Source organism: Streptomyces sp. NPDC012827 (genome assembly GCF_042900905.1).
Taxonomy (GTDB): Bacteria; Actinomycetota; Actinomycetes; order Streptomycetales; family Streptomycetaceae; genus Streptomyces; species Streptomyces gulbargensis.
Genome location: NZ_JBIBBY010000002.1, coordinates 241583 through 257737, shown reverse-complemented (window position 1 = coordinate 257737; position 16155 = coordinate 241583). Strand labels below are relative to the sequence as shown.

16 protein-coding genes and 2 tRNA genes are annotated in these 16155 nt (G+C 71.8%); 4 read left to right on the top strand and 14 right to left on the bottom strand.

Features of this window, described 5'->3' with window-relative positions:
* Window positions 1-31 precede the first annotated feature (31 nt).
* The 4 genes from ACFY60_RS04580 to ACFY60_RS04565 all read right to left on the bottom strand — a co-directional run bounded on the left by ACFY60_RS04580 (window position 32) and on the right by ACFY60_RS04565 (window position 2972).
* Window positions 32-1309 carry a class E sortase gene (locus tag ACFY60_RS04580; RefSeq protein WP_388609836.1) on the bottom strand — a complete coding sequence of 426 codons (1278 nt, stop codon included), beginning with the start codon at window positions 1307-1309 and terminating at the stop codon, window positions 32-34.
* Window positions 1306-1944: an aminodeoxychorismate/anthranilate synthase component II gene (locus ACFY60_RS04575; protein ID WP_388609838.1), complete on the bottom strand. Its 639-nt coding sequence runs from the start codon at window positions 1942-1944 to the stop codon at window positions 1306-1308. Before ACFY60_RS04575 ends, ACFY60_RS04580 begins: the two co-directional genes overlap by 4 nt.
* Complete coding sequence (locus ACFY60_RS04570; protein WP_309053596.1) at window positions 1941-2102, bottom strand: hypothetical protein; 162 nt, start codon at window positions 2100-2102, stop codon at window positions 1941-1943. The genes ACFY60_RS04575 and ACFY60_RS04570 overlap by 4 nt, the downstream gene beginning before the upstream one ends.
* 102 nt (window positions 2103-2204) lie before the next feature.
* The gene (locus ACFY60_RS04565) at window positions 2205-2972 is read right to left on the bottom strand and encodes a DUF881 domain-containing protein (protein ID WP_388609841.1); all 768 of its coding nucleotides are present in this window, start codon (window positions 2970-2972) and stop codon (window positions 2205-2207) included.
* Window positions 2973-3113: 141 nt separating this feature from the next.
* Here ACFY60_RS04565 and crgA point away from each other — a divergent pair, with 141 nt between their 5' ends.
* The gene (crgA, locus tag ACFY60_RS04560; protein WP_309053598.1) at window positions 3114-3368 is read left to right on the top strand and encodes a cell division protein CrgA; all 255 of its coding nucleotides are present in this window, start codon (window positions 3114-3116) and stop codon (window positions 3366-3368) included.
* A gap of 285 nt (window positions 3369-3653) precedes the next feature.
* Here crgA and ACFY60_RS04555 read toward each other — a convergent pair whose 3' ends face one another.
* The gene (locus ACFY60_RS04555) at window positions 3654-4520 is read right to left on the bottom strand and encodes a rhomboid family intramembrane serine protease (RefSeq protein ID WP_388609843.1); all 867 of its coding nucleotides are present in this window, start codon (window positions 4518-4520) and stop codon (window positions 3654-3656) included.
* Window positions 4521-4543: 23 nt separating this feature from the next.
* Entirely contained in the window at window positions 4544-5071 is a 528-nt protein-coding gene (locus tag ACFY60_RS04550; protein ID WP_388609845.1) for a peptidylprolyl isomerase, read from the bottom strand.
* Window positions 5072-5286: 215 nt separating this feature from the next.
* Between ACFY60_RS04550 and ACFY60_RS04545 the strand changes: the two genes are divergently transcribed.
* Complete coding sequence (locus ACFY60_RS04545; RefSeq protein WP_388609847.1) at window positions 5287-6006, top strand: DUF5324 family protein; 720 nt, start codon at window positions 5287-5289, stop codon at window positions 6004-6006.
* 335 nt (window positions 6007-6341) lie between these two features.
* Here the strand turns inward: ACFY60_RS04545 and ACFY60_RS04540 are convergent, their stop codons facing one another.
* From ACFY60_RS04540 to ACFY60_RS04530, 3 genes are all read right to left on the bottom strand, one after another.
* Entirely contained in the window at window positions 6342-6713 is a 372-nt protein-coding gene (locus ACFY60_RS04540; protein WP_388609848.1) for a DUF6344 domain-containing protein, read from the bottom strand.
* A gap of 145 nt (window positions 6714-6858) precedes the next feature.
* On the bottom strand, window positions 6859-8109 hold the full coding sequence (locus ACFY60_RS04535; protein WP_388609850.1) for an MFS transporter: 1251 nt from the start codon (window positions 8107-8109) through the stop codon (window positions 6859-6861).
* Window positions 8110-8638: 529 nt separating this feature from the next.
* Window positions 8639-8711 (bottom strand) — tRNA-Ala (locus tag ACFY60_RS04530).
* Window positions 8712-8840: 129 nt separating this feature from the next.
* Here ACFY60_RS04530 and ACFY60_RS04525 point away from each other — a divergent pair.
* The gene (locus ACFY60_RS04525; RefSeq protein ID WP_345280345.1) at window positions 8841-9389 is read left to right on the top strand and encodes a DNA-binding protein; all 549 of its coding nucleotides are present in this window, start codon (window positions 8841-8843) and stop codon (window positions 9387-9389) included.
* A 57-nt stretch (window positions 9390-9446) separates the two neighbouring features.
* Window positions 9447-10772: a serine/threonine-protein kinase gene (locus ACFY60_RS04520; RefSeq protein ID WP_388609852.1), complete on the top strand. Its 1326-nt coding sequence runs from the start codon at window positions 9447-9449 to the stop codon at window positions 10770-10772.
* Window positions 10773-10785: 13 nt separating this feature from the next.
* Here the strand turns inward: ACFY60_RS04520 and ACFY60_RS04515 are convergent, their stop codons facing one another.
* From ACFY60_RS04515 to gyrA, 5 genes are all read right to left on the bottom strand, one after another.
* Window positions 10786-12102 (bottom strand): hypothetical protein, encoded by a 1317-nt coding sequence (locus tag ACFY60_RS04515; RefSeq protein ID WP_388609853.1) that lies wholly within the window; start codon window positions 12100-12102, stop codon window positions 10786-10788.
* Window positions 12103-12368: 266 nt separating this feature from the next.
* Window positions 12369-12503 carry a DLW-39 family protein gene (locus tag ACFY60_RS04510; protein WP_003958712.1) on the bottom strand — a complete coding sequence of 45 codons (135 nt, stop codon included), beginning with the start codon at window positions 12501-12503 and terminating at the stop codon, window positions 12369-12371.
* Between the two features lie 160 nt (window positions 12504-12663).
* A tRNA-Ile gene (locus tag ACFY60_RS04505) sits at window positions 12664-12737 on the bottom strand.
* Window positions 12738-12835: 98 nt separating this feature from the next.
* On the bottom strand, window positions 12836-13396 hold the full coding sequence (locus ACFY60_RS04500; RefSeq protein ID WP_388609855.1) for a DUF3566 domain-containing protein: 561 nt from the start codon (window positions 13394-13396) through the stop codon (window positions 12836-12838).
* Window positions 13397-13501: 105 nt separating this feature from the next.
* Entirely contained in the window at window positions 13502-16114 is a 2613-nt protein-coding gene (gene gyrA, locus ACFY60_RS04495) for a DNA gyrase subunit A (protein ID WP_388609857.1), read from the bottom strand.
* Window positions 16115-16155 lie beyond the last annotated feature (41 nt).

The following is a 16155-nucleotide window of genomic DNA, read 5'->3' as shown; positions in this document are numbered from 1 at the left end:
GTCCCGTCGTCCCGTCCGGAGGTGTGGGGTCTCAGCCTACGAGCGCGTCAGGCTTTCCCTTGCTGCGCGGGCGTTCCTCGACCATCTTGCCCCACACGATCATGCGGTAGGTGCTGGTGAACTCCGGGGTGCACGTCGTGAGGGTGATGTAGCGGCCGGGCTTCGTGAAGCCCGAGCCCTTGGGGATCGGGTCGATCACGGCGATGTTGGAGGGCGCGGTCTGCGGCAGGATGCTCGCCATCTCGTACGTGTAGTACGCGTCCTGGGTCTCGACGACGATCGGGTCGCCCGGCTTCAGCTGGTTGATGTACCGGAACGGCTCGCCGTGGGTGTTGCGGTGCCCGGCGACCGCGAAGTTGCCTTGCTTGTCGGAGGGCATGGCCGTCTTGAGGCTGCCCTCGGCGTAGTGGCCGACCATGCCCTTGTCGAGGACCTTGGGCTTGTCGATGCCCTCGGCGATGGGGACGACGACGTCCAGCTTGGGGATGTACATGATGGCGAAGCCCTCGCCGGGCTCGAAGGCGCCGGGGGTGCGCTCACCCTTCGCCCACGTGTCCTCGATGCGCTCCTTGGCCTGGTTCGTCTCCTGGCCGGCGAGGACGTTCGTCCACCACAGCTGGTAGGTGACGAACAGCAGCATGACCACGCCGAGGGTGATGAAGAGTTCGCCGACGGCCCGGCTGGCGATGACACCGACGCTGTCCTTGGCCGCGCGGGCCGCACGGCGGGCCTCGACCCGGGAGAGCGGGCGGCCCTCGCCCGGCCCGGGCGACGGAGCGGCCGGGGCACTGCCGCGACCCTTGCCACGGGCGCCCCTGCCGCCCTTGGCGGCGGCACGGCGGCGCTCCGCCCTGCCCGGCCCGGGAAGCGGCTCCACGACCGGCATGGGCGTCGTCTCGTCCTGCCGGGCCCGCCGGGGCCGGGGAGCCTCCACGGGCTCGTACGGGGCCGCGCCAGGGCTTTTCTCGGGCGCGCCGGCCGGGAAGGGCACCGAGCGCGCGGACGGCCCGGTGGGGGCGGGGGAGGGAGCCGTCCCGTAGGCGGGGTCGTACGGCGCGTCGTACGCCGGTCCGCCGTGCGGGGGGCCGTACGCCGGCGTGCCGTACGAAGGGTCGTGCGGGGTGCCGTACGGGGCGGGCGCGGGCCCGCCGGTCCCCTGGGCGCCGTACGGCGGAGGCACCGCGCCGTACTCCTGCCCCTGGTCCTGACCCGGCCCCTGCGGGCCGTACGCGTACGGGTCCCCGGGTATCGGCCCGGGCTCCGGTTCCGGCTGGTCGGCGGCCCGGAACCACGGCGACCCCGACGTCACGCGACGGCCTTGCCCACCACCGGCGCGAGCCCCGCCGACCGGCCGACCGCCCCCTTGTCGCCGCACTGCTCCAGCCAGTTGGCGAGCATCAGGTGGCCGTGCTCGGTGAGCACCGACTCGGGGTGGAACTGCACGCCCTCCACCGGGAGTTCGCGGTGGCGCAGGCCCATGATGATGCCGTCCTCGGTCCGCGCGGTGACCTCCAGCTCGGCCGGCAGGGCGGCCGGCTCGGCGGCGAGCGAGTGGTAGCGGGTCGCGGTGAACGGCGAGGGGAGCCCGGTGAAGACGCCCCTGCCCTCGTGGGTGACGAGGGAGGTCTTGCCGTGCAGCAGCTCCGGGGCGCGGTCCACGACACCGCCGTAGGCCACCGCCATCGACTGCATGCCGAGGCAGACGCCGAAGACGGGTACGCCGGTGGCGGCACAGTGCCGCACCATGTCGACGCAGACGCCGGCCTGCTCGGGCGCGCCGGGGCCGGGGGAGAGCAGGACGCCGTCGAAGCCGTCCTGGGCGTGGGAGAGCTCCACCTCGTCGTTGCGCAGGACTTCGCACTCGGCGCCGAGCTGGTAGAGGTACTGAACGAGGTTGAAGACGAAGCTGTCGTAGTTGTCGACGACGAGAATTCGCGCGCTCACTGGCCGTCCACCGTCACATCGTTGAACGGAAGCAGAGGCTCCGCCCAGGGGAACACGTACTGGAAGAGGACGTAGACGACTCCGAGGACGAGCACGATCGAGATCAGCGCGCGCACCCACGCGTTGCCCGGCAGATGCCGCCAGATCCAGCCGTACATGACGTCGACCGCCCCTTCCGTTCGTTACGGGGACCAGAGTACGGGTCGCCGGGGCCGTGAGGGGTCAGCTGTCCGAAGCCTGTGGACAACCGGGGGCGCGCCTCAGCTCACCGGCTTCGCGTGGTGGAGCTCGACCGTGCCGGAGTAACCGGGAAGGGTGATCCTCCGGTGCTCGTCGACCTTCCAGCCGAGCCCGTACGCCTTCACGTACAGCCGGTAGTTCTGGATGGCCGGGGAGTCCGCCAGCGCCCTGGCCAGCCGCGACCGGTCACCGACCGCCGTGATCTTGTACGGGGGCGAGTAGACGCGGCCCTGGAGGATCAGGGTGTTGCCGACGCAGCGCACGGCGCTGGTGGAGATCAGCCGCTGATCCATCACGCGGATGCCCTCGGCGCCGCCCTGCCACAGGGCGTTGACGACGGCCTGGAGGTCCTGCTGGTGGATCACGAGGTCGTTGGCCTGCGGTTCCGGGTAGCCGGGGGCGGCCTGGGCGTCGGGCGGGGCGTCGTTGAGGGTGACGGTCAGGCCGCTGCCCGTGACCTCGGTGGTCCCCGCCGTGGTCTCCAGCGCGCGAAGACGGTCGTCCTCCGCACGGGTGGATCCGTCGTCGCGGGCGGCGAGCGCGTCGACCTGGGAGCGCAGGGCCGCGGTGGACTCGTCGAGACCCGCGTTCTTGTGGCTGCGTTCCTGGATCAGGTCGGAGAGCCGCAGGAGAGAGGTGTCCGTGCGCAGGTTGGTGCCGCGGGCGGTGTTGAAGCTGGTGACGAAGATCAGTCCGGCGAGGGCGAAGACGGCGAGCGTGAGCAGTCGGACGGGGCGCCACCGAGCGGTGGGGCCCGGCCCTGCGGGAGTGCCGGCGGAATTGCTCAACGTACCCTGATCCCCTTCGGTGCCGCGGAACCACTACGCTAACGGACGCCCGGGGGACGCAGTGGTCCTCCCGCGGCCCGATCCCGGCGCCAGCCACAGTTCCCTGCGCGGTCACGCAGCGCATCGACAGGAGAGTCCCTCGTGCCGAAGTCACGTATCCGCAAGAAGGCCGACTTCACGCCGCCGCCCGCGAAGCAGGCCGCCAACATCAAGCTGACGAACAGCAGCTGGGTGGCACCCGTGATGCTGGCGCTGTTCGCCATCGGGCTGGTGTGGATCGTCGTCTTCTACGTCACCGACGGTTCGCTGCCGGTCGAGTCGATCCGGAACTGGAACATCGTGGTCGGCTTCGGCTTCATCGCGGCGGGCTTCGGCGTCTCCACCCAGTGGAAGTAGCCCGCGCAGGGTACCGCTCCGCCCAACTTATCCACAGCGTTGTGCACAGCACTGGATAACTTACGAAGATCTGTGGATAACTTGCACGAGATTGACGCCGGTATGACCACGGTCTGATCGCTCCCGATCGTGCGCGACAGCGGCGCACCCCCTGCCGTCCTGGTGAAACACCAGGTCAGAGACAGGGGGTGGGCCACTTTCCCCTGCGGTGGGGAAGACCGGGCCCACGCTGTGGATAACTCTGGGGAAAGCTCGCTTCCGCAGCTCGTCCCCAGGGCTACGCGCTCAGGTGAGCACGGCCGAACGCGTGAGGACGGCGACCACGTCCACCGCCAGCAGGAGTCCGCAGGCGCCGTACTGCACCAGCTGCCGCCGGGCCCGGGGGGCGTGCACCAGCGCGTACGTGATCACGGCCCCCGCGACGAGTCCGCCGACGTGCGCCTCCCAGGAGATCCCCGGTCGGGTGAACGTCATGAGCAGGGACAGGGCCACGAAGAGGATCACCGGCCGCATGTCGTGGCGCCGCCGGCGGGCCAGCACCACCCAGGCGCCGATCAGGCCGTAGACGACGCCGGAAGCACCGAGGGACGGCTGGTTCGGCGCCGCGACGAGGTACGCGAGCGTGGAGCCCGACAGCCCCGAGAGCAGGCACAGCGCCGCATACCGGGCCCGGCCGAGCTCCGGTTCCACGATCCCGCCGATCACCCACAGGCCGAGCACGTTGAAGAGGATGTGCCAGACCTCCTCGTGCAGGACGGTCGCGGTCAGCAGCCGGTACCACTCCCCGTCCGCGACCCCCACGACCTCCCCGAGGAAGGGGTTGAAGGCGTAGCCGATGAGCACGAGCTGGTCGACGAACCGCTCACCGGCCACCAGGACGGCGAGGTAGACCGCCAGGTTGATCCCCACGAGGATCTTGGTGACGAACCGGTCGTCGGCGGCCACCCGCCCGCCCGCGAGCGTCCGGGGCTGGTTGGCGTCCGCCGCGTGCCCGGTCCCCGAACCGTTGCGCACACAGTCGGGACACTGGAATCCGACGGAGGCGGAGATCATGCACTCCGGGCAGATCGGCTTCTCGCAACGGGCGCAGCGGATGCCGGTCTCGGTGCCGGGGTGGCGGTAGCAGTGCGGAAGGCCGGACTGCGGGTCCATGGGCGGGGTCCGTCCCTTCCGCGTCAGCGCTTCTCGATCACCACGGAACGGATGACGACGTCCTGAAGCGGACGCTCGGTACGCGGGTCGGTCTCCGCGGCGGCGATCGCGTCCACGACCGCGCGGCTCTCCTGGCCGACGACCTCGCCGAAGATGGTGTGCTTGCGGTTGAGCCAGGTCGCCGGGCCGACCGTGATGAAGAACTGCGAGCCGTTGGTGCCCGGGCCGGCGTTCGCCATGGCCAGCAGGTAGGGCCGGTCGAAGAAGAGTTCGGGGTGGAACTCGTCGCCGAACTCGTACCCCGGGCCGCCCGTGCCGTTCCCGAGCGGGTCGCCACCCTGGATCATGAAGCCCTTGATCACGCGGTGGAAGACCGTTCCGTCGTACAGCGGATCGGTGGAGACCTCGCCGGTCACCGGGTGGGTCCACTCCCGCCCGCCCGAGGCGAGTTCGACGAAATTCCTGACCGTCTTCGGTGCGTGGAACGGCAGGAGCCGCATCTCGATGTCGCCCGCGCTGGTCTTGAGGATCGCGTAGAGCTGCTCGGCCACGGTCCGCCTTCCGTCCCTGTTCACGCCGCGTCACAGCGGCTGGGGTCAGGCAGCCGGCGTCACGTCGGGTCACTCACTTCCGTCTCTGGCGTGTCCGATCCTCGCATGCCCCGGATGCCCGCCCCACATGCCGGACCTGACGTGGGGGGGCATGATTCCGAAAAGGATGGAAAGGCGAAAACCCGACATGGTCGCCACCGAGGAGGAGGAGTCCTGTGACCCGCATGGACAGCGTGCGCGCCGCGACAGATTCGGCGAAGGAGAGCGTTCTGCACGCCGCGGAAGTGGTGGCGCCGTACGCAGGCACGGCCAAGGAGCAGGCCGCGCAGTACGCGCAGGAGGCGCGGTCGCGGCTGGCGCCGAAGGTGTCGACGGCCGCCAGGCAGGCCCGTGTTCAGGCACGTGCGCAGTACGTCGCCCGTGTCGCGCCGCACGTGCCGCCGCGGGTCGACGCGGCCGCGCAGCGCGCTGCGGCCCGGACCCGTGAAGCCGCCCGTCAGGCAGCCGATTACACCGTTCCGCGCGTCGAGCACGCGGTCGCCGCGACCGGTCCCGTCCTGGAGGAGGCCGGTTCGCGTTCGACGGCGGCCTGGGCCGCGCTGCGCGGTCAGGTGACGCCGAAGGACATCCAGAAGCTCGTGAAGAAGCACCGTCGTCGCGCGAGGGCCGGGCGGTTCGCCAAGGGCCTCGCGGTCTTCGGTGTGCTGGCCGGCGGCGCCTTCGCCGCCTGGAAGTGGTGGGACAAGCAGGCCAATCCCGACTGGCTGGTCGAGCCGCCCGCTCCCACCGAGGTGGACGAGGGCTCCGTCCTGGCGTCGGTCGACGGCAGCGGTCCCACGCTCTCGCCCGAGGTGGAGGCCAAGGAGGCCGAAGCCGAGGCGGAGGCGGAGTCCGAGGCCGGGACCGGGACCACGGAGGGCGACGAGCGCCGCTGACCGCGGGACGGGGTTCCTGCCGGGTACTTCGAGTTCCGTGTCGTACGCGTGGGGCCGTACGGGTTCGGTCGTACGAGGTGCGTACGGGACGCGTACGGGTTGGGTCGTAGGGATTCCGCGGGTCTGGCGGTCCTGAGGGGACTGCCGGGCCTGCGGGTTCCGGCGTCTTCGGAGGACTGCCGGTACTGCGGGTCGTACGGGGTTCCTGCGGGTGCCGCCGGTCGTCCTGCGCCTGCGGAATCCGGCGGGTCCGTGGTCCGTACCGCGCCGAGCGAGGTCGGGCCGGACACCGTGCCGGTGGTGCGGGCGGGACGGGTGAGCCGTCTGCCCGCGCCCTACGCCGCGGTGGCGAGCGCCGACCGCGTCAGCGCGGCGGAGTCGTTGGCGACGGGACCGGCCTTCGGCACGCGGCGGACGGAGGGCGAGGCGCCGTGGGCCTCGGCCCGGATGCGCTGCTTGATCGTGGGCGGCAGGGACCGCAGGGCGGCCGGCGCCCACCGATGGGTCCGTGGTGCCGGTACGGAGGCCCGGGCGGCGCGCTCCCGGGTCGGCTCGGCGGCCGCGGCGGCGCCGGCCGGCTCCTCGGGCTGCTGGACGGCGGGCTGCCGCGCGGCGGCGGCGGTGTTCGCCAGGCCGACGGAGGCGAGCAGGGCGAAGAGGACGGAGATGAAGGCGGTCCAGAACTGCTTGACCTTGGCGGTGGCCATGACCCCTCACTTTCGTGACGTTCCCGGATGGTGCAGTACGAGTTGCGCGCTTTACATACCTTTCTCATGATGTGTACGCACCCCGGGATTCCGGGGAGCGACGCCGCGCCCGCGCAGTTCTTCCGATGAACACCACCCGTCCGGATCAGTGGGCGCCCGCGACGCCCGCGGGCTGCGGTGTGCCCTCGGCCGCCCGGGTGCGCTCCGCCCAGCGTGCGGCGGGTCCGGTCGCCACCCCTGTGACCAGGAAGATCGCGCCCAGGAGTAGCCAGCCGGGCGTTCCCCACCCGATGAGCAGCGTGGTGACGAGGAGCGGGCCGAGGGTGCGGGCGATCGGGACACCGGTGCCGTAGAAGCCCTGGTACTGACCGATGCGCGCGGCGGGCGCGAGGGAGAAGCCGAGCTGCCACGAGCCGGCGGAGTGCCGCATCTCGGCGAGGACCTGCAGGAGCGCGCCCAGGACGAGGACGGCGAACGCCGCGCCCACGCCGAGACCCGGGGCGGCCGACAGGGCGAAGACCCCGCAGGAGGCGAGCATGACGGCCCCGGCGCCGCGCACCGCGCGCGTGGCGGTGGCCAGGTCGGTGACCGAGCGGGCGGCGCGGACCTGGAGGAGCGTCACGGCGCCGGTGTTGAGCACGAACAGGGCCGAGACCGACCAGCCGGGGGCCGCGGTCCGTTCGGCGATCCACAGCGGCAGGGCGAGGCTGAGCAGCGGCAGCCGCAGCAGCATCAGGGCGTTGAGCAGGGTGAGCAGGGCGTACGGGCGGTCGCGGAGGACCGCGAACCGGGGTGCTCCGTCCGGCGGGGCCGGCGACGGCGGCACCTCGGGAAGCCGGCTCAGGACGAGGGCGCAGAGCACGAACCCGGCGGCGTCGAGCGCGAACACCGCGCGGTAGGCGGTGGCCGTCCCGGCATGCAGGGCGAGTCCGCCGAGCGCTGCGCCGACGGCGAGGCCCGCGTTCAGCGCGGCTTGGAGCCGGGCCAGGACGGCCGTCCTGGCGGCGGGCTCCACGAGCCCGGCGAGCAGGGCCTGGCGGGCGGCGGCGAGGCCGCTCTGCGCGGTGGCGTAGAGGGTGGCCGCCAGGAGGAAGGGGGCGAAGGAGCCGAGGAAGAGGAAGGCCGTGACGGCCGTGGCGGTGGTCAGGGCGAGCAGGACGGCGGTGCCGCGCGGGCCGCGCCGGTCGGCGAGGTGCCCGAGCGGTACTCCGGCGACCGAGCCGACCGCCCAGGCGACCGCGAGCCCGGCACCGGTCTGGACGGCGGAGAGACCGACGACCCGGGTGAAGTAGAGGGCCGAGGAGACGTAGAAGGCGCCGTCACCGACGGAGTTGGCGAGCTGAGCGGTGAGCAGGGCGCGGGGTGCCCGAGCGATCTGCGGGAAGGCGTTCGGCATGAACACGACGCTAGGGCCGGGTGGCCCACCGAACCCGGTCCATTGACCCCGTGGAAACCTGGGCCATTTCACCGCCGAGGATAGTGGCGGAGGACGGGGCGCGAGGCCGGAGCGGAGATGGCGGAGAACCGTCTTCCCCTCCCCGAGGTGTCGTTGCGATCATGAACACGACCACAGGATCTCCACAGCTTGTCCCCATAATGTGACGATCGGGACCTCTCGCGCTTTCAGTGCGCATGCAAACACTTCGCCCGGCGTCACCGAGCGGCGCGGAGGCCCGGTGCGCGACGGACGGGCCCGGCCGGGCGGGTGAACCGGTACGCCGACAACCGGCGCCGGCGCGGTCGGGAACCCGATCCCCGGCACCCGGGGACGTACGAAGGAGAGGGCGGACACCCCGCGCATCTCTGCGGCCCGTGGGGACCGGCCGCTCGCCCAGGGAGCCCGGCTCCTCCGCGACCGGCTACGGCCCGGAATGCACAACACCCCCTCGTACCGCGTTTCCGCAGGTAAGAAGGGGTGTACGGGGTGGAGCCTAGGGGAGTCGAACCCCTGACATCTGCCATGCAAAGACAGCGCTCTACCAACTGAGCTAAGGCCCCGGAACGAGAACAGCGTACCGGGTCACCCCCCATGCCCGGCAAAAGGATTGGGACTCCCGGTGGACGACCACGCTCCGTAAGATGCTGTTCAAGGTTCGCAGTGGCGAACCGCAGGGATGGGGAGAAGGAATGGACGCAGCGCAGCAGGAAGCCACGGCCAGAGCCAGGGAGCTTCAGCGCAGTTGGTACGGAGAGCCGCTGGGGGCGCTCTTCCGCCGCCTGATCGACGACCTCGGGCTCAACCAGGCCCGGCTCGCCGCCGTGCTCGGGCTCTCGGCGCCCATGCTCTCCCAGTTGATGAGCGGCCAGCGCGCGAAGATCGGAAACCCGGCCGTGGTCCAGCGCGTCCAGGCCCTCCAGGAGCTCGCGGTCCAGGTCGCCGACGGCAGTGTCAGCGCCGCCGAGGCCACCGACCGCATGGAGGAGATCAAGAAGTCGCAGGGCGGCTCCGTCCTCACCGGCACCGGGCAGACCACCACCGCCTCCGGCGCCCCCACCGTCCGCCGGGTGGTCCGCGAGATCCAGTCGCTGCTGCGGTCCGTCGCCGCCGCGGGCGACATCCTCGACGCCGCCGATTCGCTCGCCCCGGCCCACCCGGAACTGGCAGAGTTCCTCCGGGTCTACGGAGCCGGGCGCACCGCCGACGCGGTCGCCCACTACGAGTCGCACCAGAACTGACGCGGTGCCGGCGGACCGCCGGCCCGGAACGGAACGACGGGGAGCGGGCGCAGCACGATGGGTGAGGTCTTCGCCGGCCGGTACGAGCTGATCGATCCGATCGGCCGGGGCGGGGCCGGAGCGGTGTGGCGCGCCTGGGACCACCGGAGGCGCCGGTACGTGGCGGCCAAGGTGCTCCTGCAGAGCGACGCCCACACGCTGCTCCGCTTCGTCCGGGAGCAGGCTCTGCGGATCGACCATCCGCACGTGCTCGCCCCCGCCAGCTGGGCCGCCGACGACGACAAGGTCCTGTTCACCATGGACCTCGTCGCCGGCGGCTCGCTCGCCCACGTGATCGGGGACTACGGCCCGCTGCCGCCGCGTTTCGTGTGCGCCCTGCTCGACCAGCTGCTGTCCGGTCTGGCCGCGGTCCACGCGGAGGGCGTCGTCCACCGGGACATCAAGCCCGCCAACATCCTCATGGAGGCGACCGGCACCGGGCGCCCGCACCTGCGGCTGTCCGACTTCGGCATCTCCATGCGCAAGGGCGAACCGCGGCTCACCGAGACCGACTACGTGGTGGGCACCCCCGGATATTTCGCCCCCGAGCAACTCCTCGGCGCCGAACCCGACTTCCCCGCCGACCTCTTCGCCGTCGGCCTGGTCGCGCTCTATCTGCTGCAGGGCCGCAGGCCGGACTCCCAGGCGCTCGTCGGGCACTACCTCGCCCACGGCACCCCGAGCGCCCCCGAGGGCATCCCCGAGCCGCTCTGGCAGGTGCTCGCCGGCCTGCTCCAGCCCGACCCGCAGGCCCGCTTCCGGACGGCCACGGGCGCGCGGAAGGCGCTGAGCGCCGCCGTCGAGCTGCTGCCCGCGCCGGGCCCCGGTGACGAGCCGGTAGAGATCTTCGACCAGCTCGGCCCGCTGCCGGCCGGCTTCGGCCCGGAAGGGCCCACCCGGGCACCGGCCGGTGACCCGCGCGCCGACCCGGCCCCTGACCCGCGCGTCAACCCGCCCGGTGTCGCGGCGCCGGCCGCCCCCGGAGCCGTGCCGCCCCCGTCGTCACCCCCCGCTCCCCCTCCGGCCGCCGCCGCGCCCTCACCCGGGCCGGCGCCCGTTCCCCAGCCGCCGTACCCGTACCCGTACCCGCCGGTTCCGGCCCCCGCGCCGGTGCCCGGGCCGTCCGAGACGGGCAGCTTCCCTCTGCCCCCGCCGGTCACCCGCCCGGCGCCCTCCGTCCACCGGGCCCCCACGGCCGCCGTGCTCCACGGCCCGCCCCCGGCGCCGGCGGCACCCGCCACCCCCGCACGGCGGCCGGGACCGCCCCCGAAGGTGGCGGTCCCGGTCCTCCTGCTCGCGCTGGTGTCCCTCGCGGTCGGCTTCTGGGCCCTGACGCGGATCTGACGGCGGGAGCCGCTCAGGCCGCCCTGCGACGGGCCAGGAGGGCCCACGCCCCGAGGCCGAGGAGCAGCACCGTCCCGGTGCCGAGGCCGGCCGCGGCGACGGCCTTCATGGTCCCGCTCGACGCCGGCGCCGTCGCCCCGCTCGCACCGCTGGCCGCCGCCTCCCGGTCGTCGTCGGTCACCGCGAAGATCCCCGGATCGGCGTCGTAGGCGGGCGCGGGGCGGGCGTCTCCGGTCACGTTGACGCGCAGGGTGAGCGGAATCGGCCCGTCGCCGTAGGCGGCGGCCACCTCGGGGCTGAGGGTGACCGTCAGGTGGTACCAGCCGGCGAACCGCATGCCGCTGGTGGCGTTCTCGTACGATCCGCGGTTCTCGTGGGCCACCGGCCGCAGTGGATCGAACTCCAGCGTGCTCGGTTCGCCGTCGTAGCCGACCGTCTCCATCTGGACGAACCCGAGGGCCGGGTTGTCCAGGGCGAGCGTCAGGGCGTTGCTCACCGAGTCGTCCGCCTTGGTGCTGCTGCCCAGCTCGGCCGTGGCGAACAGCTGCTGCCCCCAGTCGACGGGCACCCGGTAGAACAGCGTCTGGCCGGGCCTGATGTCGGCCCGCCACTCGCCCTCGCGCAGCGAGACGGCCTCGTGGAAGCCGGCGCCGCCCTGCCGCCTCTGCTGGCCGCCGCCCGGTGGCGCGGGCGTCGCCGAGGGCCACACCTCCGGCAGCGCGGTCGGTCCGGCCTTCTTCAGGAGCGGCTCCGTGACGTGCCGCAGCTCCAGCTCCCAGTCGTCCTGCGCGGAGCCCGCGGCCGACTCGCGCTCGACGAGGACGTAGTAGGCGCCGGCGGACCGGCAGCTCGTGAGGTCGTCCCGCAGCACGCGCCGGGCGTACGCGGCGAGCGGCCGGGCGTACTCGCCGGACCCGAAGTCGGCCTCCTGGTAACCGCATTCGTTGCTGGAGCCGTCCTGGATGGTGATCCTCACGCCGTCGCCGTACTCCACCGTGCCGCCGGGTTTCGGCACGGCGACCACGGAGACGTACGAGTTCCGGTCGGTGCCGAGGTCGAGACGGTAGTAGACCTTGCCGTCCTTCCGGAGGGTGTCGCGGTACGTCCGCCCCGGCCGCAGGACCTGCGCGTCCAGGCTGGTGGCGGCGCCCTGGATCCACTCGGCCGCGCCGTCGAAGGCGTACGGCGGGACGGCGGCGGCGCCGTTCCCCTCGGCGGCGGTCGCCGCGGCGGCGGGCGGACACGTCACCAGGGCCGTCGCCGCGAGCGCCGCGGCCAGGCCGCCGGTCCTGCCCCGCACCCTGCCCCGCGCCCCGGTCTGCGTCCTCACGCGCCACTCCTCGTCCGTCTCCGCCGCCTCACCGCCCGCCGCGCCCCGCCCGGAAGCCGAAGCACCGGGACCCGGAGGACCGGGTGCGGTCGTGGCGACGGTCCATCCTGCCCCGGCCGCGGCACCCCTGTCCGCCTACGCGGTGGATTCGTCCCGCTTCGCCTGCGGGCGCAGACGCGCACGCGGCCGGCCCGGGAACAGCGAAGCCCCGGCGGCGCTCACGCGCGGCCGGGGCCTCACCCACAGAATGTGTGCGTCTGTGTCCCTCAGACACCGGAACCTGCGGGCACGGAGTCGGTCGCCTCCGTCCACAGGTCCTGCTCGGCGCGATCCGCCTGGATCTGGCGGTACACGAGGAGCCCGCCGATGGCGGCCAGTGCGACCAGGAGAAGCTTCTTCACCGCGCGACCTCGTCTTTCGTTGACGTAGGAGACTTCTGACGCCCACTCTACACATCGACCGATACCGATCGGTGACCTGGACGGGCTTCGCGCCCTCGCTTCAAACCCCGCTCAAACAGATCGACCCGGACGGAGGAACCGTCCGGGTCGATCAGAAATGTGGGGCTAACAGGATTTGAACCTGTGGCCTCATCCTTATCAGGGATGCGCTCTAACCAACTGAGCTATAGCCCCGCCGCGCTCTGCGGTGTGTGTCCCGCGCGCTGACTCCTGAAGATTAGCGCACGTGGGGGCCAGTCCCAAAATCCGTTCCCGGACGGCCCCCGCGCGCGTCACTCGTCCTCGGCCAGCGTCAGTTCCACGCCGCCGACGAAACCGGCGGACAGGTTGTAGATGAACGCGCCCAGGGTCGCCAGGGCCGTCATCAGGACCACGTCGATCACCGCGATCACCGAGGTGAACATCAGCACCCTCGGCAGCGACAGGAACGACTGCAGGTCGAAGCCGTTGGACTCGTTCGAGCCCGTGGCCTCGCTGATCGTCCCGCCGACGGTCGAGAAGACGCCCATGGCGTCCATGACCATCCACAGCACCGCCGCGGCCACGACCGTGCAGATGCCGAGCGCGATGGAGAGCAGGAAGCTCACCTTCATCACCGACCACGGGTCGGCCTTGGCCACCCGCAGCCTCGCCTTGCGCGTCCGCGGCGTGGTGCGCGCGCCCGTGCGCGGCACCCGCACCGCCGCCGTGCCCGACGGGCCGTCCGATGCCGGAGCGCCGTACGCCTGCGGCGGGTGGTAGGGCCCGCCCGTCCGGCCCGACTGCGGGCGCTCGCCGGGCAGCGGCCCGCTGTAGCTCTCGTACGGGGGCTCCTGCCCCCGGGTGTCCGTCACCGCAACCCCCTGGGAGTCCGTGGCGGAGCCACGGGCACCGTTCGCTCCGGCACCAGCAGAAGCTCCGGCAGCCGCCGATCCGGCGCCCGTGGCTCCACTCACGCTCTACTCCTCGTGCTCCCCGGCCGAAGGCTCCGCGCCCTCGCCCGACCCGGCCTCGGCCACCTCAGCGGCGGTCTCGGCGTCGACAGTGTTCTCGACGTACTCGTCCTCGCTGCCGGCCTCGGCGTTCCGTGCGATGCCGACGACGGCATCGCGCTTGCCCAGGTTGATCAGCTGGACGCCCATGGTGTCACGGCCGGTCTCCCTGACTTCGTTGACTCGCGTACGAATCACACCGCCGGACAGCGTGATGGCGAGGATCTCGTCCGTCTCCTCCACCACCAGCGCGCCCACGAGCGAACCGCGGTCCTCGACGATCTTGGCAGCCTTGATGCCGAGACCGCCACGTCCCTGGACGCGGTACTCGTCGACGGCGGTGCGCTTGGCGTAGCCACCGTCGGTCGCGGTGAAGACGAACGTACCGGGCCGGACGACATTCATCGAGAGCAGCTCGTCGTCCTCGCGGAAACTCATCCCCTTGACGCCGGACGTGGCTCGTCCCATCGGACGCAGGGCGTCGTCCGTCGCGGTGAACCGGATCGACTGCGCCTTCTTCGAGATCAGCAGCAGATCGTCCTCGGAGGACACCAGCTCGGCGCCGATCAGCTCGTCGTCGCTGCCGTCCTCGCGCTCGCGCAGGTTGATCGCGATGACACCGCCCGAGCGCGGCGAGTCGTAGTCCTTCAGCGCGCTCTTCTTCACCAGGCCGGCCTTGGTCGCGAGCACCAGGTACGGCGCGGCCTCGTAGTCGCGGATCGCCAGGATCTGGGCGATCTGCTCGTCCGGCTGGAAGGCCAGCAGGTTCGCCACGTGCTGCCCGCGGGCGTCCCGGCCGGCGTCCGGCAGCTCGTACGCCTTGGCCCGGTAGACCCGGCCCTTGTTGGTGAAGAACAGCAGCCAGTTGTGGGTCGTGGTGACGAAGAAGTGGTCGACGATGTCGTCCTGCTTCAGCTTCGTGCCGCGCACGCCCTTGCCGCCGCGCTTCTGCGAGCGGTAGTCCTCGGTCTTCGTCCGCTTGACGTAGCCGCCACGCGTGATCGTGACGACGATGTCCTCCTCGGCGATCAGGTCCTCGATGGACATGTCGCCGTCGAACGGCACCAGCTTGGACCGGCGGTCGTCACCGAACTTGTCGACCAGCGCCGCCAGCTCCTCGCTGACGATGGCGCGCTGCTTCTCCGGCGAGGCCAGGATCGCGTTGTACTCGTTGATCTTCGCCTGGAGCTCGTCGTGCTCGGCGACGATCTTCTGGCGCTCCAGGGCGGCGAGCCGGCGGAGCTGCATCTCCAGGATCGCGTTGGCCTGGATCTCGTCGATCTGCAGCAGCCCCATGAGGCCCTCACGGGCCACCTCGACCGTGTCGCTGCGCCGGATGAGGGCGATGACCTCGTCGATGGCGTCCAGGGCCTTCAGCAGGCCGCGCAGGATGTGGGCGCGCTCCTCGGCCTTGCGCAGCCGGAACCGCGTCCGGCGCACGATGACCTCGATCTGGTGCGTCACCCAGTGGCGGATGAACGCGTCGAGGGACAGGGTGCGCGGCACGCCGTCGACCAGCGCCAGCATGTTGGCGCCGAAGTTGGTCTGGAGGTCGGTGTGCTTGTACAGGTTGTTGAGGACCACCTTGGCCACGGCGTCGCGCTTGAGCACGATGACCAGGCGCTGGCCGGTCCGGGACGAGGTCTCGTCGCGGACGTCGGCGATGCCGCCGATCTTGCCGTCCTTCACCAGGTCGGCGATCTTCTGCGCGAGGTTGTCCGGGTTGACCTGGTAGGGGAGCTCCGTGACCACCAGGCACTGGCGGTTCTGGATCTCCTCGACCTCGACCACGGCGCGCATGGTGATGGAGCCGCGGCCGGTCCGGTACGCCTCCTCGATGCCCTTGCGGCCGACGACGAGCGCGCCGGTGGGGAAGTCGGGGCCCTTGATGCGCTCGATGAGCGCGTCGAGGAGCTCCTCGTGGGAGGCCTCGGGGTGGGCCAGGTACCACTGGGCGCCGTCCGCGACCTCGCGCAGGTTGTGCGGCGGGATGTTGGTGGCCATACCGACGGCGATTCCGGCGGAGCCGTTGACCAGCAGGTTCGGGAACCTGGCCGGCAGGACCGTCGGCTCCTGGTTGCGGCCGTCGTAGTTGTCCTGGAAGTCGACGGTCTCCTCGTCGATGTCCCGGACCATCTCCATCGACAGCGGCGCCATCTTGCACTCGGTGTAGCGCATGGCCGCGGCCGGGTCGTTGCCCGGCGAGCCGAAGTTGCCGTTGGAGTCGACGAGCGGCATCCGCATCGACCAGGGCTGGGCGAGGCGGACGAGCGCGTCGTAGATCGAGGTGTCGCCGTGCGGGTGGTACGTACCCATGACGTCACCGACGACGCGGGCGCACTTGTAGAAGCCCTTCTCGGGCCGGTAGCCGCCGTCGTACATCGCGTACAGCACGCGACGGTGGACGGGCTTGAGGCCGTCCCGTACGTCGGGCAGCGCGCGGGACACGATGACGGACATCGCATAGTCGAGGTACGAGCGCTGCATCTCGGTCTCGAGCCCCACGGGCTCCACGCGCATGCCCACGCCCGGAACCGTCGGCTCCTCTTCGGGCATCACAGGGGTGTTCTCGTCGGCCATTGCTGGTCTTCAGTCCTTTCGTACGGTCAGCTGAGACCGAC